The 19302-nt window shown below is 61.7% G+C and carries 22 protein-coding genes and 1 riboswitch; of the genes, 3 read left to right on the forward strand and 19 right to left on the reverse strand.

Annotated features, from left to right (window positions below; translation table 11 throughout):
* Nucleotides 1-68 precede the first annotated feature (68 nt).
* The 13 genes from ACQKP2_RS19735 to cobO form a co-directional block, all read right to left on the reverse strand.
* A complete protein-coding gene (locus ACQKP2_RS19735; RefSeq protein WP_427578782.1) occupies nucleotides 69-191 on the reverse strand; it encodes a hypothetical protein in 123 nt (40 codons plus the stop codon).
* On the reverse strand, nucleotides 188-1396 hold the full coding sequence (locus ACQKP2_RS19740) for an MFS transporter (protein WP_427578784.1): 1209 nt from the start codon (nucleotides 1394-1396) through the stop codon (nucleotides 188-190). Before ACQKP2_RS19740 ends, ACQKP2_RS19735 begins: the two co-directional genes overlap by 4 nt.
* Before the next feature lie 52 nt (nucleotides 1397-1448).
* On the reverse strand, nucleotides 1449-1853 hold the full coding sequence (locus ACQKP2_RS19745) for a MarR family winged helix-turn-helix transcriptional regulator (RefSeq protein WP_427578786.1): 405 nt from the start codon (nucleotides 1851-1853) through the stop codon (nucleotides 1449-1451).
* 54 nt (nucleotides 1854-1907) lie between these two features.
* Complete coding sequence (locus ACQKP2_RS19750; protein ID WP_427578787.1) at nucleotides 1908-2639, reverse strand: adenosylcobinamide-GDP ribazoletransferase; 732 nt, start codon at nucleotides 2637-2639, stop codon at nucleotides 1908-1910.
* 1 nt (nucleotide 2640) lies between these two features.
* Nucleotides 2641-3216 (reverse strand): alpha-ribazole phosphatase family protein, encoded by a 576-nt coding sequence (gene cobC, locus ACQKP2_RS19755; protein ID WP_427578788.1) that lies wholly within the window; start codon nucleotides 3214-3216, stop codon nucleotides 2641-2643.
* Nucleotides 3213-4268 (reverse strand): nicotinate-nucleotide--dimethylbenzimidazole phosphoribosyltransferase, encoded by a 1056-nt coding sequence (cobT, locus tag ACQKP2_RS19760; RefSeq protein WP_427578789.1) that lies wholly within the window; start codon nucleotides 4266-4268, stop codon nucleotides 3213-3215. The genes cobC and cobT overlap by 4 nt, the downstream gene beginning before the upstream one ends.
* Nucleotides 4265-4786, reverse strand: coding sequence for a bifunctional adenosylcobinamide kinase/adenosylcobinamide-phosphate guanylyltransferase (cobU, locus tag ACQKP2_RS19765; RefSeq protein WP_427578790.1), 522 nt, complete (start codon nucleotides 4784-4786; stop codon nucleotides 4265-4267). Before cobU ends, cobT begins: the two co-directional genes overlap by 4 nt.
* 190 nt (nucleotides 4787-4976) lie before the next feature.
* On the reverse strand, nucleotides 4977-6428 hold the full coding sequence (locus ACQKP2_RS19770) for a cobyric acid synthase (protein ID WP_427578791.1): 1452 nt from the start codon (nucleotides 6426-6428) through the stop codon (nucleotides 4977-4979).
* Nucleotides 6425-7417 (reverse strand): threonine-phosphate decarboxylase CobD, encoded by a 993-nt coding sequence (cobD, locus tag ACQKP2_RS19775; RefSeq protein WP_427578792.1) that lies wholly within the window; start codon nucleotides 7415-7417, stop codon nucleotides 6425-6427. Before cobD ends, ACQKP2_RS19770 begins: the two co-directional genes overlap by 4 nt.
* A complete protein-coding gene (gene cbiB / locus ACQKP2_RS19780) occupies nucleotides 7410-8318 on the reverse strand; it encodes an adenosylcobinamide-phosphate synthase CbiB (protein ID WP_427578794.1) in 909 nt (302 codons plus the stop codon). Before cbiB ends, cobD begins: the two co-directional genes overlap by 8 nt.
* Nucleotides 8315-8965: a 5,6-dimethylbenzimidazole synthase gene (gene bluB / locus ACQKP2_RS19785; RefSeq protein WP_427578796.1), complete on the reverse strand. Its 651-nt coding sequence runs from the start codon at nucleotides 8963-8965 to the stop codon at nucleotides 8315-8317. The genes cbiB and bluB overlap by 4 nt, the downstream gene beginning before the upstream one ends.
* Entirely contained in the window at nucleotides 8962-10344 is a 1383-nt protein-coding gene (locus ACQKP2_RS19790) for a cobyrinate a,c-diamide synthase (RefSeq protein ID WP_427578797.1), read from the reverse strand. The genes bluB and ACQKP2_RS19790 overlap by 4 nt, the downstream gene beginning before the upstream one ends.
* A 10-nt stretch (nucleotides 10345-10354) precedes the next feature.
* Nucleotides 10355-10966, reverse strand: coding sequence for a cob(I)yrinic acid a,c-diamide adenosyltransferase (cobO, locus tag ACQKP2_RS19795; RefSeq protein WP_427578798.1), 612 nt, complete (start codon nucleotides 10964-10966; stop codon nucleotides 10355-10357).
* Nucleotides 10967-11046: 80 nt separating this feature from the next.
* Nucleotides 11047-11276, reverse strand: a riboswitch (cobalamin riboswitch).
* Between the two features lie 152 nt (nucleotides 11277-11428).
* Between cobO and ACQKP2_RS19800 the strand changes: the two genes are divergently transcribed.
* Nucleotides 11429-12013, forward strand: a complete 585-nt coding sequence (locus ACQKP2_RS19800; protein WP_427578799.1) for a hypothetical protein — start codon at nucleotides 11429-11431, stop codon at nucleotides 12011-12013.
* 68 nt (nucleotides 12014-12081) lie between these two features.
* Nucleotides 12082-13569 (forward strand): PQQ-dependent sugar dehydrogenase, encoded by a 1488-nt coding sequence (locus ACQKP2_RS19805; protein WP_427578801.1) that lies wholly within the window; start codon nucleotides 12082-12084, stop codon nucleotides 13567-13569.
* Here the strand turns inward: ACQKP2_RS19805 and ACQKP2_RS19810 are convergent.
* The 6 genes from ACQKP2_RS19810 to ACQKP2_RS19835 all read right to left on the reverse strand — a co-directional run bounded on the left by ACQKP2_RS19810 (nucleotide 13484) and on the right by ACQKP2_RS19835 (nucleotide 18817).
* The gene (locus tag ACQKP2_RS19810) at nucleotides 13484-14146 is read right to left on the reverse strand and encodes a class I SAM-dependent methyltransferase (RefSeq protein WP_427578802.1); all 663 of its coding nucleotides are present in this window, start codon (nucleotides 14144-14146) and stop codon (nucleotides 13484-13486) included. The two genes, ACQKP2_RS19805 and ACQKP2_RS19810, sit on opposite strands and share 86 nt — an antisense overlap.
* Nucleotides 14147-14164: 18 nt before the next feature.
* The gene (locus ACQKP2_RS19815) at nucleotides 14165-14701 is read right to left on the reverse strand and encodes a C40 family peptidase (protein WP_427578803.1); all 537 of its coding nucleotides are present in this window, start codon (nucleotides 14699-14701) and stop codon (nucleotides 14165-14167) included.
* A gap of 166 nt (nucleotides 14702-14867) precedes the next feature.
* A complete protein-coding gene (locus ACQKP2_RS19820) occupies nucleotides 14868-15512 on the reverse strand; it encodes a C40 family peptidase (RefSeq protein WP_427578805.1) in 645 nt (214 codons plus the stop codon).
* A 225-nt stretch (nucleotides 15513-15737) separates the two neighbouring features.
* A complete protein-coding gene (gene hda / locus ACQKP2_RS19825; protein ID WP_427578807.1) occupies nucleotides 15738-16442 on the reverse strand; it encodes a DnaA regulatory inactivator Hda in 705 nt (234 codons plus the stop codon).
* Nucleotides 16443-16639: 197 nt separating this feature from the next.
* Nucleotides 16640-17713, reverse strand: coding sequence for an AI-2E family transporter (locus ACQKP2_RS19830; RefSeq protein WP_427578808.1), 1074 nt, complete (start codon nucleotides 17711-17713; stop codon nucleotides 16640-16642).
* A gap of 36 nt (nucleotides 17714-17749) precedes the next feature.
* Nucleotides 17750-18817: a DUF2066 domain-containing protein gene (locus ACQKP2_RS19835; protein ID WP_427578809.1), complete on the reverse strand. Its 1068-nt coding sequence runs from the start codon at nucleotides 18815-18817 to the stop codon at nucleotides 17750-17752.
* Between the two features lie 384 nt (nucleotides 18818-19201).
* Between ACQKP2_RS19835 and ACQKP2_RS19840 the strand changes: the two genes are divergently transcribed.
* The coding region (locus tag ACQKP2_RS19840) for a hypothetical protein (RefSeq protein WP_427578812.1) at nucleotides 19202-19302 on the forward strand (101 nt) is incomplete at its 3' end.

Consider the following 19302-nt stretch of genomic DNA (forward strand, 5'->3'; position numbering starts at 1 on the left):
GCAATCGTCAACAACCGAAATTACTCGCCCTCACAGCCTGCAAGCAAGCGCCCTTGCAACTGTGCGCTCTAGCAGGCCCCCATGCCCAGCTGCATCAAGGCCAGCCCGCCCTGATGCCAGCCCCACCAGGCAAGTGCCAGCAGCAAGGCGCAAACAGTAACCAGAGTGATACGTGGCCAGAGACTGTTCATGTCGCACTCATTTGGCTTTGCAGGCGTGCCACGGGCCTCTCGCGCACCGGCCAGTTGAGGGCGGCGGCCATCAGGCTCAACAGAATCGCAACCTGCCAGATCAAGTCATAACTGCCGGTACGATCGTATACCACCCCACCCAGCCACCCGCCGAGGAACGAACCGAGCTGGTGGAAGAGGAACACGATCCCACCGAGCATGGACAGATTTCGTACACCAAACAAGGTCGCGACCGTACCGTTGGTCAAAGGCACCGTCGACAGCCACAGGAACCCCATGGCCATGCCGAACAGGTACGCGGACGTCGTGGTCACAGGCGCCCACAGGAACAATACAATCACCAATGCCCGCAGCAGGTACAGACCGGTGAGCAACCGCGGCTTGGACATACGCCCGCCCAGCCAGCCGGCCGTATAGGTGCCGAAGATGTTGAACAAGCCGATCAACGCCAGGACGGTTGTACCGACGGTTGCCGGCAAGTGTTGATCCACCAGGTACGCCGGCAAGTGCACACCAATGAAGACCACTTGAAAACCGCAGACAAAAAAGCCGAACGCCAGTAGCCAGAAACCGGAATGCGAGCAGGCCTCGCGCAGGGCTTCGGACAAGGTTTGCTCATGGCCGAGCACCGGCAGGGGCTTGTCCTTGAGCATGCTCACCAAAGGTACGATCAGGGCGATCAGCATCCCCAACGCCAGCAGCGCCGCCGACCAGCCGAGCCAACCGATCAACCCCAGCGTGCCGGGCAACATTGCAAACTGGCCGAATGAGCCGGCGGCACTGGCAATCCCCATGCCCATGCTGCGTTTTTCCGGCGGCACTGCCCGCCCGACCACGCCGAGAATCACCGAGAACGACGTACCGGACAGGCCGATGCCGATCAGCAGGCCAGCACTCAAGGACAGCGTCAGCGCCGAATTGGACAGCCCCATGCACACCAGGCCCAAGGCGTAGAGAACGCCACCGATCAGCACCACTTTCGCCGCGCCAAAACGGTCGGCCAGTGCTCCAGTGAAGGGTTGCGCCAGCCCCCAGATCAAATTCTGCAAGGCGATGGCAAATGCGAAGACCTCGCGCCCCCAACCGAATTCGGCACTCATCGGCGCCAGGAACAGGCCGAAGCCGTGCCGTACCCCTAGGGACAACGCAAGAATCAGGGCGCTGCCCAGCAAGACCCAACCGCACGTACGCCACATCGATGTCATTTTTGTTCTCCGATCGCGGGTATATACCCGCTTAAAATCGAACAAGCCCGCCTCAGGCCAGTTCGTCCAGCAACTTCAACAAGGTTTCACGCTTTTCGGCGCCCAGGCGATCAATCAATCGTTGTTGCGCCGCCTCCCAGGCCGGCAAGGCGGCTTTCAAGCGCTCGGCCCCCGCCTCGGTCAGCTGCACGATGCGATTGCGCATGTCCTCGCCTTCCACCAGCGTCACCAGGCCCTCGCCTTCCAGCACCCGCAAATTACGCCCCAGGGTGCTGCGATCCAGGCCCATGGCCTCGGCCAGGGTGGAAATGCTCGGTTGATCCAGTCGCTGCAGGTTACACAGTAAAGAATACTGCGCGACGTTGATCCCGAAGCCGTCGAGAGCGCCGTCGTAATGCCTGCTGACGCCACGAGCGGCGCGACGCAGATTGATACATAAGCATTGGGAGTCGAGCATGGTGCGTGTATATACCCGCGGTTGCGTTAAATCAAGTTACATGATGTGGGATGTTCAGAGAAACGCCAACCCCACCAGCACCGCAACTTCCAGCAGCTCCAGCAGCGCGCCTGCCGTATCACCGGTCGTTCCGCCCAGTCGTCGCAGCATCATCTGGCGCAGCCAGACAAACACCGGCACTGACAGCACGACGGCCACGATTCCGGGCACGCCGCCAAGCACGACACACACCACCGCGCCGACCATCAACACCCACTTCCCTGTCGATCGGGGCAAATGATCGGCCAGCGCCTGGCCCAAACCGCCAGGACGCACATAAGGCGTGGTCAGAAACAGCCCCAGCAACGCACAGCGCCCAAGCAGCGGCACAATGATCAATGCCATGGCCTGTTGCTGCTCGATCACCGCCAGCAGCGCAGTGAACTTCAGCAGCAACACCAGGGCCAGCGTGACCACCGCAATCGGCCCGCTGCGCGGGTCTTTCATGATGGTCAGGGTGCGCTCGCGGTCACCGAACCCGCCGAGCCAAGCGTCGGCGCTATCGGCCAGGCCATCGAGGTGCAACGCGCCGCTGAGCAACACCCAGACCGTCAGCAACAACGCGGCATGCAAAAACAGCGGCGCGCCCGCCAACAACCCGTTGAGCACCCACAGAATCACGCCGAACAAAAACCCGACCAGCGGATAAAACAGCAACGACCGCCCCAACTCCTCAGGCGTTGGCATGCCGGGCAAGCGAACGGGTAGGCTGCTGAGGAATTGCAGGGCGATCCAGAACGGCAACATGTCAGCGCACTTCCCTTAACAAACCACCGGCGTCGACCACCAGCGAGCACAGCGCCCCATGCCCCACCTCGACATTGAGCAATTGCTCACGGGGCAAGCCGCGTGCCTGAGCCAGCAACAAACGCATGACGCCACCATGGCTGATCAACAAAAGGCGTTCGCCTGCATACGCTGCCTGCAAACGCGCCACTGCCGCCAGCACCCGCCTGGAAAACGCCTCCACCGGCTCACCTTGAGGCGGCGTGAACGCATAGGGGTCGGCCCAGAACAACCCCAGCGCCTCGGCATCGGTCTCCATCAATGCCGCAGCACTTTGCCCTTCCCACTGGCCGAAATGCAGTTCCTGCAGGTCCCCATCCATTTCGACCGGCAGGTTCAATTGCGCGGCGAGCTCCCGCGCGAACAGCGCACAGCGCTGCAATGGCGAGCTGATCAAACGGTCCCAAGGCCCCTGCTCCACCACGGCTGCACGCATCTGCTGCCAACCCTTGTCCGTCAGCGCATCATCGAGACTGCCGCGCAAGCCGCCACCGATCTCGGTCTCGCCATGGCGCAGCAGATCCAGGCGCAAAGTCATGCCGGGCGGTCCGCCACTGCAGCTTCGGCGAAGGTCGCCATCTGCCCGTGCAGGTCACACGCCAAACGCAACAACGGCACAGCCAACGCCGCACCGCTGCCCTCGCCCAGACGCAGGCCGAGATCGAGCAACGGCTGTGCCTCCAGGGTTTCCAGTACATGCCGGTGCCCTGGTTCGGCGCCCCGATGGCCGAACAGCAGCCATTGCCGGCAGTCAGGATTCAGGCGCACCGCCACCAGCGCCGCGACGCTGCAAATGAAGCCATCGACCAGCACCGCGACACCTTCCTGGGCACAGGCCAGAAAGGCGCCAACCAGTGCCGCGATCTCAAAACCGCCAAGGTTGAACAGCGTCTGTAACGCATCGCCACGCTGAGCGCCATGCAAGGCCAGAGCGCGCTCAATGACGCGCGCCTTATGGCTGACACCCGCCGCATTCAACCCGGTACCCGGTCCGGTCAGGTGCTCCACCGGGCAGTCGAGCAAGGCACAGGCCAGCGCGCTGGCGGCCGTGGTGTTGCCGATGCCCATTTCGCCGCCGATGAACAACCGGGCGCCGGCCGCATTCGCCCGCAGTACGCTGTCGCGACCAGCCTGCAAGGCCTGCTCGCCCTGCGCCGGGGTCATCGCCGGTCCCTGCACGAAATTCGCCGTGCCCGGGCCGACGTTAAGGTGACGAACACCCGGCAGGTTCAACGAGGGCGTCACCGTTCCCAGGTCCACGACTTCAAGCTGCGCGCCGAGCTGGCGCGCCAGTACGCTGATCGCCGCGCCGCCATTGACGAAGTTGTGCAGCATCTGCCCGGTGACTTCCTGGGGGAATGCCGAAACGCCTTCGGCCACCACGCCATGATCACCGGCGAAAATCGCGATCCACAATTGCTCCAGACTCGGCTTGACCTGCCCCTGCAATCCCGCCAGCTGCACCGCCACCGACTCGAGCTGGCCAAGCGAGCCTGCCGGTTTGGTCAGTTGTTGCTGGCGCGCCTGCGCCTGCTCGACCACTTGCGTATCGACAGGCCGACACGGGTTCAACCACCAGGATGGATTCATAACGCGTCTCCTTTGAGAGTCAGGGGCAGGCCGGCAACGGTCAGGACGACTCGCTGACAACGCTCGGCCAGAGCTTGATGCAGCCAACCGGCTTCATCGACATAGCGGCGAGTCAATTCGCCCAGCGGCACGACACCCATTCCGGTCTCGTTGCTGACAAAAATGATTTCACCCGGCAATGCAGCCAGGCAGTCCAGCAGGGCATCGCGTTCGGCGCTCAGGCGCCCGGCGTCTTCGAGCATCAGCAGATTGGTCAGCCACAACGTCAGGCAATCCACCAGAAGACAATGATCGACACGGGCGTTTTCACGCAGCACGCGGGCCAGTTGCAACGGCTCTTCGATCAACGCCCATTCGGCCGGACGCCGGGCGCGGTGATGGGCAACCCGTTCGTTCATTTCACCGTCCAGAGGCTGGCTGGTGGCGATGTAGGTCACCGGTAACCGGCTGTCTGTCGCCAGTTTTTCAGCCAGGCGGCTTTTGCCGGAACGGGCGCCGCCGAGGATCAGTTGCAGCATGGTTCATTCCTTAACATCTTCATTCGGACGACGGGCCTCATCGCGGGCAAGCCTCGCTCCTACAGATCGCATGACCGGCCTCTTCGCGGGCGAGCCTCGCTCCTACGGACCACATGATCGGTCTATTCGCGGGCATTCCGCCGACCCCGTAGGAGCGAGGCTTGCCCGCGAAGGCGTCTTCAACATCAGCTCATATCCCGCAGAGTTCACGCAGCAATGACGTATCAAGGTGCTTCTCCACCAGATCCGCCAACCGCTCGATATCGCGCTCGCGCAAACCGTGGTAATCGACCGCCTGCACATCCGCCAAACCCGCCCAGCGCAATAGCGCACCGCACGCCTCGGGGGATTCGAACAGGCCATGCAGATAGGTGCCGAAAATCTGCCCGTCGGCACTTTGTGCGCCATCGCAACGACCGTCATCGAGTTGCACCGCGGCGTTTTCCAGCGCCGGTCCGGTGGTGACACCGGCATGGATTTCATAGCCGCTGACGTGCGCATCTTCCAGCGCCAGGCGCCCGCGTACATTGCGCAATTGCTTGTCGGCTTCGAGTTGAGTTTCAAACGCCAGCAACCCCAATCCGGCACTGGAGCCAGGTGCCCCTTCAAGGCCTAAAGGATCGTGCACCTGTTCTCCCAACATCTGCAGGCCACCGCAGATACCCAGCAGTTTTCCACCGTAACGCAGGTGCCGGGAAATCGCGGCCTCCCAACCGTTGGCTCGCAGGTACGCAAGGTCGCTGCGTACGCTTTTCGAGCCGGGCAGGATGATCAGGTCGGCGAAAGGAATCGCCTGGCCGGGACCGATAAATTGCAGGTTCACTTGCGGGTGCAGGCGCAGCGGATCGAAATCGGTGTGGTTACTGATACGCGGCAGCACCGGCACCACCACATTGAGCACCTGCTCGCACTTGTCGGCCTGACGCTGATCGATGCCGTCCTCGGCCTCCAGATGCAGGTCGGTCACATAGGGCAGCACGCCGATCACCGGTTTGCCGGTGCGTTGTTCCAACCAGTCCAGGCCCGGCTGCAGCAAGGCGATGTCACCGCGAAAACGATTGATGACAAAGCCCTTGACCCGCGCCTGTTCGCTCGGCGACAGCAATTCCAGGGTACCTACCAGGTGTGCGAAAACACCGCCACGATTGATATCGGCGATCAACACCACCGGACAATCCACGGCTTCGGCAAACCCCATGTTGGCAATGTCGCCCGCGCGCAGATTGATTTCGGCCGGCGAGCCCGCGCCTTCGACCATTACCACCTTATAGGCCGTGCTCAACCGCTGGTGAGAAGCCAGTACCGCCTGCATGGCGATGGCTTTGTAGTCGTGATAGGCCACAGCGTTCATCGTGGTCACGGCGCGACCATGAATGATGACCTGCGCCCCGGTGTCACTGTTGGGCTTGAGCAGCACCGGATTCATATCCGTGTGCGGCTCAAGGTACGCGGCCTGGGCCTGTACCGCTTGGGCGCGACCAATCTCGCCACCGTCGGCCGTCACCGCACTGTTGAGCGCCATGTTCTGCGGTTTGAACGGCACCACTGCGACGCCTTGACGCTTGAGCCAGCGGCAAAACGCCGTCACCAGCGTGCTTTTACCGGCATCCGATGTCGTCCCCTGCACCATCAATGTGGTCATGCGTTGTCCCTGACAAAATCTTCGAATGCACAAGTCAGGCGTGCCCAGTCCGCCTCCTCGGCGGGCAGGCCAAAACGCAGACTGCTGTTGTGGGCAAACAAGCGCAGCAGAATGCCGCGCCGGGCCATGAACTCGTGCAACGCTTCGGCGCGTTCGGTGATCAGCCACTGGAACAGGGCGCAACCACCCTGGGGTTTGAAGCCGTGATGCTCCAGCAGCGATGCCAACCGCAGGCTGGCCGCTTCAGCGCGCGCCCGTTGCCGCGCATGCCCTTCGATATCGCGCAGACAAGCCTGGCCAAGCACCCGCGTCGGGCCGCTGACCGCCCACGGCCCGACCTGTTCGGCCAGCAACTTGAGCAACTTGCGCTCAGCCAGGACAAACCCCAGGCGTACACCGGCCAGGCCGAAAAACTTGCCGAACGAACGCAGTACGATCAAGCCGACCTGATGGGCAAATGGCGCCACACTCAGGTGTGGCGTGTTGTCCATGAACGCCTCGTCCACCACCAGCCAGCCGCCGCGCTGGGCCAGTCGCGAGTGCCACTCGAGCAGGCGAGCGGGAGTCAGGCTCAGGCCCGTGGGATTGTTCGGATTGACCACTACCAGCACATCGAGGCTGTCGACAAAAAAATCGACTTCCTGCTCCAGCACCTCGCGCACGATGTAGCCATTGCGACGCCAGGCTTCGGCATGTTCGGCATAGCACGGCGACAGGACGCCGACCTTGCCCGCACGGCGCAAGCGCGGCAGCAGCTGGATGGCCATTTGCGAACCGGCCACCGGCAATGCCTGCAGAGTGCCGTAATAGTCGCAGGCGGCCTGTTCCAGACCGTCATCGGCTTCCGGCAGACGCGCCCACGCCCGCAGCGGGATATCCGGGACCGGGAACGGCCAGGGCGCCAAGCCTGTGGACAGGTCAAGCCAATCGGCTTCCTCGATGCCGTATTCGAGCGCCGCCTTGCGCAACCGCCCACCGTGCTCAAGCATAAAACTCAGCCCCCACGCAAAGAATCAGCAGCCACAACCATACCCCGCGCTGGACCAATTGCCAGCCACGATCAATGGAGTCGGCGTCCGCCGGCATGCCTTCGCCCAGTTGTGCGCGTGCATGCAGTTCACCGTGATAAATCGCCGGCCCGCCCAACTCGACACCCAACGCCCCCGCCCCTGCCGCCATCACCGGGCCGGCATTGGGGCTATCCCATTCGGGCCCCTGGCGGCGCCAGCACTTCAGGGCCAGGCGGGTTTTACCCAACAATGCGTAGGTCAATGCCACCAACCTCGCTGGAATGTAGTTGAGCACGTCGTCGATCCTGGCCGCTGCCCAGCCAAAACGCTCGAAACGTTCATTGCGATAGCCCCACATCGCATCCAGCGTGTTGCTCAAACGGTAGAGCACAACACCGGGTGCACCGGCCACGACAAACCAGAACAAGGCAGCGAATACCGCGTCACTGCCATTTTCCAACACCGACTCGGTAGCCGCGCGGGCGACCTGGGTAGCATCCAGTTCGCTGGTCTGACGGCTGACCAGATAACCCACTCGCCTGCGCGCCTCGTCCAGATCGTCACTGCGCAAGGCGCTTGCCACCGGTGCGACATGCTCACCCAGGCTACGCATGCCGAGGGCGCAATAGAGCGCGAGAATTTCGATGATCCAGCCAACATAAGGCGCCCAGGAAAACGCCGTGGCCAGCAAAGTCAGCGGCACCACCGCGATGAACCAGGCGGTAACCCCATGGCTGCGCCAGCCACGCCCACCGCCGTTGAAACGTTGTTCGATACGATCGGCAAAACGCCCGAACGCCACCAACGGATGCCAGCGCTTGGGTTCGCCCAGCAGCGCATCCAGCGCGACCGCGGCGACACTCAACAACGCCACACTCATGGACGCACTCCCCAAAAATTCTCGTATAACAGTTCACTGAGCGGACGCGCCTGCGCCCAACCTTCGAGTACCAGCATCGGCGCCGGATAAAATTCCTTGACCGGTCCCAGACACAAAATGGCCAACGGCTTGGCGCCAGGCGGTAGGCCCAGCAGGTCCGCCAGAGCTTGCGGCTCGAACAGCGAGACCCAGCCCATGCCCAACCCTTCGGCACGGGACGCCAGCCACAGATTCTGGATCGCGCAGGACAACGAGGCCATGTCCATTTCCGGCAATGTGCGGCGGCCGAAGATATGCCGCTCGCGGTCATCCATCAGCGCCGCCACCAGCACTTCGGCGCAGTCGTTGATGCCTTCGACCTTGAGCTGCATGAATTCGTCAGTGCGCTCGCCCAAGGCCTGGGCCGTGCGGATGCGTTCTTCCTCCACCAGCCCCTGGATCCTGCTGCGTAAACTTCGGTCGCTGATGCGAATGAAGCGCCAGGGCTGCATCAAACCGACGCTGGGTGCCTGATGCGCAGCTTCGAGCAGGCGCCGGAGCAGTTCAGGGTCGACGGAGCCTCCGCTGAAATGGCGCATGTCGCGGCGCTCGCCGATGGCTCGGTAGATGGCCGCGCGTTCGGCTTCGGAGAATGCGTTGTTCGTCATGGCCTCTTCGCTGGCAAGCCAGCTCCCACAGGGTTTAGGTGATCCTTTGTGGGAGCGAGCCTGCTCGCGAAGGCGGCCTCACGGTCCGGCGCGAACAACGCGGCAATCGCCGATGGATTGGACGGAAAGTAGAAGTGTACGTAGGAGGCCGTCATCCGCCCTTCTCGATACACCGCCTCCGCCCCGCGCCCGCCATTGGGACTCAGGCCACGGGCTATCGGCGTAAGCCCGGTGGTGGTCAGCGAGTGATGATAGGTGTGTCCACGCAGCGAACCTTCCGGCAGTTCTACCGCTTGCAAGGCCAGCGCGGCGAGACGCTTTTGCATCACTGCATCGCCACTGAGCAAGCCAACCAGCTCCGCTCGGGTGCCTTCGACATCGGTCAGCGAATCAAGCAGATACAGCATGCCGCCACATTCAGCCAGCAGCGGTTTGCCCGCCGCATGATGTGCGCGAATTGCGTTGAGCATCGAGGTATTTTGTGCCAGCGCCACATGGTGCAATTCCGGGTAACCACCCGGCAGGTACAGGCTGTCGGCTTCCGGCAAACGAACATCCCGGATCGGCGAGAAAAACCGTAGTTCGGCGCCCATCGCCCGCAGTAGATCCAGGCTCGCGCCATAGGTAAAGGCAAACGCCTCGTCCCGCGCCACGGCGATGCGCACGCCAGCCAGCAACGGTTCGGCCGCGATCATATCCGGTGCGCAGAACGCCACTGGCGGTGGCAGCGCGACTTCGCAACTGGCAGCGAGGGCATCCGCCGCCGCATCGAGACGTACATCGAGATCGTTCAACTCGCTGGCCTGCACCAGGCCCAGGTGTCGACTCGGCAACTCGATCCCGGTTTCCCGGGACAAGGCGCCGTACCAGCGCAGGCCTTCGGTCAGGCTGCCTTCGAGCAATTGCGCGTGTCGCAAGGTGCCGACGCGGTTGGCCAACACGCCGGCAAATGGCAGGTCAGGCTGATAGCGCGCCAGGCCCAGCGCCAATGCACCAAAGGTCTGGGCCATGGCCGTGCCGTCGATGACGCCGAGTACCGGTACGCCGAAGTGCCGTGCCAGGTCAGCGCTGGACGGGGTGCCGTCGAACAGTCCCATCACGCCTTCGATCAGGATCAGATCGGCTTCGCCGGCGGCTTCCCACAACAAGCGACGGCTTTCCTGCTCGCCGACCATCCACATGTCCAGTTGATATACCGGCGCACCGCTGGCGCGCTCGAGAATCATCGGGTCGAGAAAGTCGGGCCCACACTTGAACACGCGCACCTTTCGCCCCTGATTGCGATGCAACCGGGCCAGTGCTGCGGTGACGGTGGTCTTGCCCTGGCCTGAGGCCGGCGCGGCGATCAATACCGCCGGACATTGACGGCTGCTGGTCATACAGTGGCGCTCACAGTTCAACGCCTTTTTGTGCCTTGATACCCGCCTGGAAGGCATGTTTGATCATGCCCATCTCAGTGACGGTGTCGGCCACTTCGATCATTTCCGGCTTGGCGCCGCGCCCGGTCACCACCACATGCTGCATCGGCGGGCGCGCCTGCAGATCGCTGAGCACTTGGTCGAGGTCGAGGTAGCCGTGCTTGAGGGCGATGTTCAATTCATCCAGCACCACCAGACCAATGGACGGATCGCGCAGCAGTTCGCGGGACACCGCCCAGGCGGCTTCGGCGGCGGCGATATCGCGCTGGCGATCCTGGGTTTCCCAGGTGAAGCCCTCGCCCATCACGTGAAAGCGAACCTGCTCGGGGAAGCGTCGAAAAAACAGCTCCTCGCCGGTACTGTTGCGCCCCTTGATGAACTGCACCACGCCACATTGCATGCCATGGCCCATGGACCGGGCAAGCATGCCGAACGCCGAACTGCTCTTGCCCTTGCCGTTACCGGTGAGCACCAGCAGCAAGCCGCATTCGTTCGGGGAATTGGCGATGCGTTCGTCGATCACGGCTTTTTTGCGCTGCATGCGCGCCAGGTGTCGTTCGTCACGATCAGGGGTATCAGTCATGGGAGCTCTCCGTTGAGGCTGGATAACGGCGGGCGGGCACAGGAACAGACGGCAAGAAGCCTGGCATCGCCCACCGTGATGCCGCTTGAATGGATCAGGCCGGTCTCCGGGCTCATGAGCGGCGCTGGCCTGACTGCGCGCCTTCCCATGTCAGCCGACACAGTGGCTCATTGCGCAGCCCACTCTCATTTACCGTTGCGGGGGCAGCGCCGGAATTGCAGGCCTTCGTGCATTGAAGCGACCGCTCACCGGCTTCCCTGTTTCACTCTGTCGACCGAAGCCACAGAGCACCTGAAACAAGCCGCGAAGGTTAGAGGGTTGGGGGGGGGAGCGTCAATTGAAGACAGGGTGAGCCAGCGAATAACCACCACCGATCAATTAAATGACGTCAATCTTGTGCCACACTCACAGCAGTGATATCAAAGAGCCACAACTCACAACACAAAAACAAGGGTGAGCCACATGCAAGGCATGATCATCAGCAATCCGAAGCTGGAATTCCTGCGCCCGCTGCTGGAGCGCTGGTTCGACTGCATCGATCGATACAACACCGTGCGCGGTGACAACGAGACACCCTACTGGCTCGATGAAAAAGCCAACCTCGGTCTGCTCTCGGCCGCCGCATGGATGGCCGAGATGGTCACCCTGCAACAATCGCCCACACGCAAACAAATCGAAGAAGGCGAGCGCAACGCTCGCGCCGACCTGTTCATCGCCACCCCCGAAACACGTGCCTGGCTGCAGGCCACCCAGCGCTGGCCACGGGTCAACAACCTGAACCTGACGCAGCCCCTGCACGACATCACCAGCGACGCCAGGCGCATTAGTTATGCCAGCGACCTGAAACTCGGCTGCCTGTTTGTCGCACCTCATAAAGCACAGCAGGGTGCGACGCCGGAAGAGCTTCAGGACATGGTCGACGACCTGCAAAAGGAGCATACCTGCGCCGTGGCCTGGTATTTCCCCTATGCCTACCGCAAGTTGCACACCGAGGCAGGCCATTACCATCCCGGCATCGCCCTGCTGATCAAGGAGGCACGCGGCTGAAGCGTTGAACCATCCGCAGCCCGGACTTCTCTATCAATAGATCAAGGCCCCCATAGGGAAGATCCGCCATGCGCATGCTCCAACTCGCTGTAGCCCTGGCACTCACTGGAGGGCTCGCCGCCTGCGGCGAGACTTCCACCCTGCAAGTCTCCGACGGCACCGGCCCGTCACCCACACTGCCGGAACCGAACAAAACGCTGATCCCGACGGTGAACATCGCACCGGCCGTCGGCTGGCCCGACGGCGCAAAACCCGTAGCAGCCGCCGGCACTCAAGTGGCCGCATTTGCCGAAGGACTCGACCATCCGCGCTGGCTCTATGTACTGCCCAACGGCGATGTGCTGGTCGCCGAAACCAATGCCCCGCCCAAACCCGAAGACGGCAAGGGCATTCGTGGCTGGGTCATGAAAAAAGTCATGGGTCGCGCCGGAGCCACCGTGCCGAGTCCGAATCGCATCACGCTTTTGCGCGACAAGGACCACGACGGTGTCGCCGAAACTCGCAGCGTCTTCCTGGAAAATCTCAATTCCCCCTTCGGCATGACCCTGATCGGCAATGACCTGTACGTTGCCGATACCGATCGCCTGCTGCGCTTTCACTACGAAGAAGGCGACACGACGATCAAAACCCAACCGATCAAAGTGGTCGATTTACCGGACGGCCCCCTGAATCACCACTGGACCAAGAATGTCATTGCCAGCAAGGACGGCAGCAAGCTGTACGTCACGGTCGGCTCAAACAGCAACGTTGGCGAACATGGCATGGACCAGGAGCAAGGACGCGCCGCTATCTGGGAGGTGGATCGCGCCACTGGCAAGCACCGGATCTACGCCTCGGGCTTGCGCAATCCCAACGGCATGGCCTGGGAACCGCGCACTGGCGCACTGTGGACCGCGGTCAACGAGCGGGATGAAATCGGCAGTGACCTGGTGCCCGATTACATCACCTCGGTCAAGGACGGCGCTTTCTATGGCTGGCCATTCAGCTATTACGGCCAGCACATCGACCTGCGCGTGGAACCGCAAAACCCGGAACTGGTGGCCAAGGCGATTGCTCCGGACTACGCGGTCGGCCCACATACCGCATCACTGGGCCTGACATTTGCCGAAGGCAACACGCTGCCGGCAGCGTTCAAGGAAGGCGCCTTCATAGGCCAGCACGGCTCCTGGAACCGCAAGCCGCACAGTGGCTATAAAGTGATTTTCGTACCCTTCAACAATGGCAAACCGGTCGGGACCCCGGTGGACGTGTTGACCGGTTTCCTCAACGACAAGGAACAAGCCATGGGCCGGCCGGTGGGCGTGGTGATCGATCGACAGGGCGACCTGCTGGTGGCCGATGATGTGGGGAACAAAGTCTGGCGCGTGTCGGCGGAACCCGTAGGAGCCAGGCTTGCCGGCGAAGGCGGCCTCGCGTCCTGTTGCGCCAGTAAAAACGCCTTCGCCGGCAAGCCTGGCTCCTACAACGAAGCTAGCGCTTGCGACAGAGCGTCAGCCCATCACCCAGCGGCAACAGCGACAGATCCACCCGTGCGTCATCCTTCAAATCCCTGTTGAGCGCCTGAATGGCCCGGGTGTCCAGGCTCTCGGGATTGTCTTCAAGCACCCGACCGCTCCACAGCGTGTTATCGAACACTGCCAGTCCCCCTACGCGCAGCAGTCGCAGCGCATGTTCAAGGTAAGTCGGGTAGTTGGCCTTGTCGGCATCGATAAACACCAGATCGAACGACCCGTCCTGGCCTTGCCGTTCAAGCTCGGCGAGGGTTTGCAGCGCGGGCGCCAGACGCAGATCGATGCGTGCGGCCTGCCCTGCTTCCTGCCAGTAACGGTGCGCAGTGGCGTTGTAGTCACCGGGAAGGTCGCAGCAGATCAACGAACCGTCATCCGGTAGAGCCTGCGCCATGCACAGGGTGCTATAACCGGTGAAGGTGCCGATTTCCAGCACACGCCGGGCTCCTGTCAACTTCACCAGCAAGGCAAGAAACTGCCCCTGCTCCGGCGCCACCTGCCAGCGCGCCATGGGCAATGCCTGGGTTTCATCGCGCAAGCGTTTGAGCAACGGCGTTTCACGCAAGGACACGTCGAGCAGGTACTGATAGAGCGAATCGTCGAGATTGAGCGTGCGAGCGGTCATTGAATCAACCTCTGGCTGTTATTGATTGCGCGCCAGGTGTTCCGGTTGCAGGACCCGCTTGGCACTCAGGTAAGCCCTCTGCCAATACGCCTTGGACAGGCTGTCGAGCTTGACCGTGCCACCCGTGGCAGGCGCATGGACGAAGCGGCCTTCACCGACGTAGATGCCGGCATGGCTGACCTGAGAACCGCCATTGGTGGCGAAGAAGACCAGATCACCGGTTTGCAGGCCTTCCTTGCCGACATCGGCCGCCTGCATGGTGATCATTTCGCGGGTGGTGCGCGGCAGGGAAATGCCGGCGACATCACGGTATACGTAACCGATCAGGCCACTGCAATCGAACCCGGAGTCGGGCGTGTTGCCACCCCAGCGATAAGGCGTACCCACCAATCCCAACGCGCGAAACAACACGTCTTCCGCTTCAGGCGAAAAGGCTTGGGAGGAACCGAAAACGATGGGCGCGCGAACCACCGGCGCTGGCGGCGGTGTGCGACTGGCACAAGCGCTGAGCAGCGCTGCGAAAAGCATGATTGCGAGGCGGGCCGACGTCGACATATGCAGAGCTTCCTGATCTGGCTGCGGCTTTTTTCTGCACAAGGCGCAGAAAAGAAAACCGCCTGCGCAGGACGCAGGCGGTTTGCCATCATTGATAGATCAGAATTCTAGCTCTTATCAGGCAAACTTCAAGTAAGACTTTAAGTTCACCTTACAAAATGTCCGCTTACTTGCGAGCAGTGATGATCGCCGGGGTTGCAGCCGGGGCCATCGCCAGAGCGCGCTTGGCTTCGATGAAGCTTTTGCTCCAGTAACTGTCGCCCAGGCTGTCGATGCGCACACCGCCGCTGCGGCGGCTGCTGGAATGGATGAACTGGTTGTCACCCAGGTAGATTCCGGCGTGGCTGACACGACCGCGACGACCGTTGGTCGCGAAAAACAGCAGATCACCCGGCTCAAGCTTGCTGCGTGAAACCAGCGGTGCGTCCACGTTGATCATTTCGCGGGTCGAGCGTGGCAGGTTCATGCCCGCCTCTTCGCGGAACAGGTAACCAATGAAGCCACTGCAATCGAAACCGGCTTCGGAGGTACCGCCGAACCGGTAGCGCGTACCGATCAGGGACATGCCGCGTTCGAGGATACTGTCGGCCAGTGCCGGCAGTTGATAGGACTTGCCATCGGCAAATTCAGCGAGTTCTTTTTCAGTCGCCGTCTCTTCCTGGAAAAGTGCTTCCTGATAACGAGCGGAAGATTGGGCAGTGACGGAATTCTGAGCCTGTTGTTGCTGCTGGGACACTGGAGTGTGGGCAGCGCAACCGAACAACAGGGTAACGAGTGCGAGGGGCACGAGGGGTGCAAAGCGCTTTAGCATGGGCACGACCGTGGCTGATTGGTGTAAAGAAGCCGAGACTATGCCCGCTATCGATCTCATTTGCAAATTCAATCGAACTTTTTGTGACTTATCGGTTTCTCGCTGACATCTAAGCGCTTAAGCCCATTTTGAACGCTTGCGCGACCTGCTATCGCAGGAACGCGGGTTTTCTGGCGTCTGAAATATGCCGATTTTCGCCACAAACCCCGATTTTAAAGGGCCGCTCTACCAGCCCAGCGTTTCCTTGAGGAAGGGGATGGTCAGCTTGCGCTGAGCTTGAAGAGACGCCTGATCGAGTTGCTCAAGCAGATCGAAAAGCGCACTCATGCTGCGGGTGCCACGGGTCAGGATGAAATGCCCGACTTCGTCGGTCAGGTGCAGGCCTCGACGGGATGCGCGCAATTGAAGGGCTCGCAGCTTGTCTTCATCGGAGAGTGGACGCATCTGGAAAATCAGCGCCAGGGTCAGGCGGGACTTGAGGTCTGCCAGTTTCACCGGCAACTCACGCGGGGAGGTCGATGCAGCAATCAGCAGGCGCCGACCACTGTCGCGCAGGCGATTGAACAGGTGAAACAGCGCCTCTTCCCAGTCCGCCTTGCCGGCAACCGCCTGAAGATCATCCAGGCAGACCAGTTCGTACTGTTCAAGGTTGTCGAGGATTTCAACACCGCGATCCATCAACTCGGCGAGCGGCAGATACACCGCTGGCTCACCCAACTGCTCAAAACGCAGGCACGCGGCCTGCAACAGATGCGTGCGCCCTACCCCATGCTTGCCCCACAGGTAAATCAGGCTTTCGGTCCAGCCGGCGTCGGCTTCGCACAGCCGCTCGACATAGCCGAGTGCAGCGGCATTGGCGCCTGGGTAATAGTTGATAAAGGTGGCGTCATCACGCAGACGCACACCTAGGGGCAGCTGAATCGGTTTCATGCTGACTGAACGGTTCCCGGGGAACCATTAGTGGCCTCTGTGTAAAGTGTGCGAAGTTTATACCCGTGAGGCCGACCGCACAATGCGACAGACCACAAGCAAAATCAAAGGTTTGCGTTGGCACTGTGGATTCATGACGGTTTCTTTGGCGGCACGGGCATCAACCCGGCACTGAGCCGGGCTGTTCGCCAAGTCACTTAGCGCTCAGGCTCGTCGGCGCCGCTATAAATATCTGAATCCTTATATAAATCATGCACATGGCGCACCAGCACCATGATGACCGCCGCCACGGGCAGGGCCAGCAGAATGCCGGTGAAGCCGAACAGCTCGCCCCCGGCCAGGATTGCAAAGATCACCGCCACAGGGTGCAGCCCGATGCGATCGCCTACCAGTAGTGGCGTCAGCACCATGCCCTCCAGCGCCTGGCCAACCATGAACACGGCGACGATGCCCGCCAGGGGATACAGCTCCCCGCCAAACTGGAACAGGCCGGCGATCAAGGCCGCGCCAATCCCGATGACAAAGCCCATGTACGGAACAATAGCCGCCAGACCGGCAATCAGACCGATCAACAGCCCCAACTCCAGCCCGACCAGCATCAAGCCTGCGGCGTAAATCACCCCCAACGCCAGCATCACCAGCAGTTGCCCGCGAACGAAGGCTCCGAGCACCTCATGACATTCCCCGGCCAGCAGGACCGCTCGCGCCTCCCGGTCTCGGGGCAACAGACTGCGGATCCTGGCCATCATCAGGTCCCAGTCCCGCAGCAAGTAGAAACTCACCACCGGAATCAGCACCAGGTTGGCCAGCCAGCCGATCAACGCCAGCCCCGAGGCCGTCGCCTGACTCAAGACCACACCCACAACATCAGTGGTTTGCCCCACGTGCTCACTGATGGCAGCCTTGACCTTGTCGAACTTCCAGAAACCTTCCGACAGACCGAATTTTGACTGCGCCCACGGCAACGCGGTGTGTTGCAACCAGTCCAGCATCTGCGGCGCCAGCTCGTACAAACGAAACAGTTGCTTGGCAAGCATCGGCACCAACACCAGCAGCAACGCCGTGAAGATCAGCGTGAATAGCGCGAACACCGCCACCACACCCAGGGTCCTGGACAACCCGACCTTCTCCAGCCGGTCCACCAGCGGATCAAACAGGTAGGCCAGCAGCAACGCCACCAGAAACGGCGACAGGATCGGGTGTAACAACCAGATGAATGCGCAGAGCAGAACGACGCCACCCAACCAGAACCAACGCCGCGTATCGGCCATGAACCACTCCATTGCTTCTATATAAAGAAAGAAAACCTACCAGCGGAAACGCAACTGCGGCGAAGGTGCCGTGGAAGGTGTCACGGCAGCAGCCGGGCTGCCGGTCGCCGAGGGAACAGGCGCGGGCGACACCGGAGTTGGCGGTGCGCTCTGCACTGCAACTTCCTGCAACTTTGCCAATGACAACTGCGCCCTCAATTGATCCGTACTGCCATTGACCCGATAGAGAATCCGATCGCCATCGACGCTTTGCGGGCGCCCGCCAAAGGGCTCGAGCAGTCGTCCAAGGGTCGCGTAACGTTCAAGATTCATGCCCTGCACCTCCAGCAACTGCTGGGTCGAGGCACCCGGCCTGGCAACGAACCGTGGCGCCAGGCGCTCGCCAACCGCAAGCATCACTGCGTCGGCCAAAGCCGCCTGGTCGGCACCCTGGACACTTCCTGCCTCTTTCTGCTCGCCCAGCCACAATTGCCACTTGGCCTGCCACTGCCCTCCCTCTTCACGGGCATGCACCGCCAGCAAGGCGTCGGCACTGTAACGCTCCGAGGCTTTGTGCAACGGCGCCGGGTCGGCACCTTCCAGATTCGGTGCCGTGGCAACAATCTGTTCATTCAGATCCGCCAGGGGCAAGCGCAACGGCAAGCCACGGTGCTGGGCCGCGCGACGCAGCGGTGCCGCGCTGGCCTGGCCATCGCCCACCAGGCTCGAGCCCTCGGTGGAATCATTCAACCACCAGCCGAGGATCGAGGGCCGGTTGGCGCCCCACATGGACAGCCCGGCACGGCGCAATGCCTGTTCGGTGGTCGCGGGATCGAAATCGACTTTCAAGACTTCCGGCGGCCCGGCGTCATAGCCGAATTGGCTGATGATTTGCTGCGGGTCCTTGCGCACTGCCGCCAACCCCGGATTTTGCGTGGCCTTGGGATCGCCGGTCAGACGCAGCACAAGCGTGTCGAGTGCGCGCTGGGTCGCCTGGTCACGCTCCTCAGGCGATTGGCCGCTGACTGGCTCACGCACCTGATAGAGGCCTTTTACGGTTTCGGCATGAGCGGCCAGACCGAGCAACGACAAACAGCCCACAAACAAGAATTTACAAAAACGCATGGAAGCTTCCTGACGACAAGAGCGGCTGGAACAGGCCACATGAAGACGATCCGGCAGGGCTGTGACCATCGCCCGGCGCAAATCATTCACACGCCCTGGATAAGTTTTCGCACTGTCATAACCATAGACGCTTAATGGCGATACCTTACTCAGGCTTGAAGAATGCCACTAACGCGCAATCATGAAGTTTTTTTTAGGGCGATAGGCCCCTGCTGTCGGCCTGAGGATGGCCGCTGCCCTTCAAGCCTGATAAAATCGCGCGCCTTCGCAGACCGGCAACAGCCGGGCACCTTCGAAATTCGCGTGAGGCAATCGCCCCGTCGGTTTCGGCAGCCCCGCTGAACTCGGTCGTTACCCAGAAATCCCCCCCTAAAGGCCTGGATCATGAGCAAGCAACCCTCCCTGAGCTACAAGGACGCCGGTGTAGACATCGACGCCGGTGAAGCATTGGTCGAACGCATCAAGAGCGTCGCCAAGCGCACTGC

The organism is Pseudomonas sp. NPDC089569, assembly GCF_050280625.1.
GTDB lineage: Bacteria > Pseudomonadota > Gammaproteobacteria > Pseudomonadales > Pseudomonadaceae > Aquipseudomonas.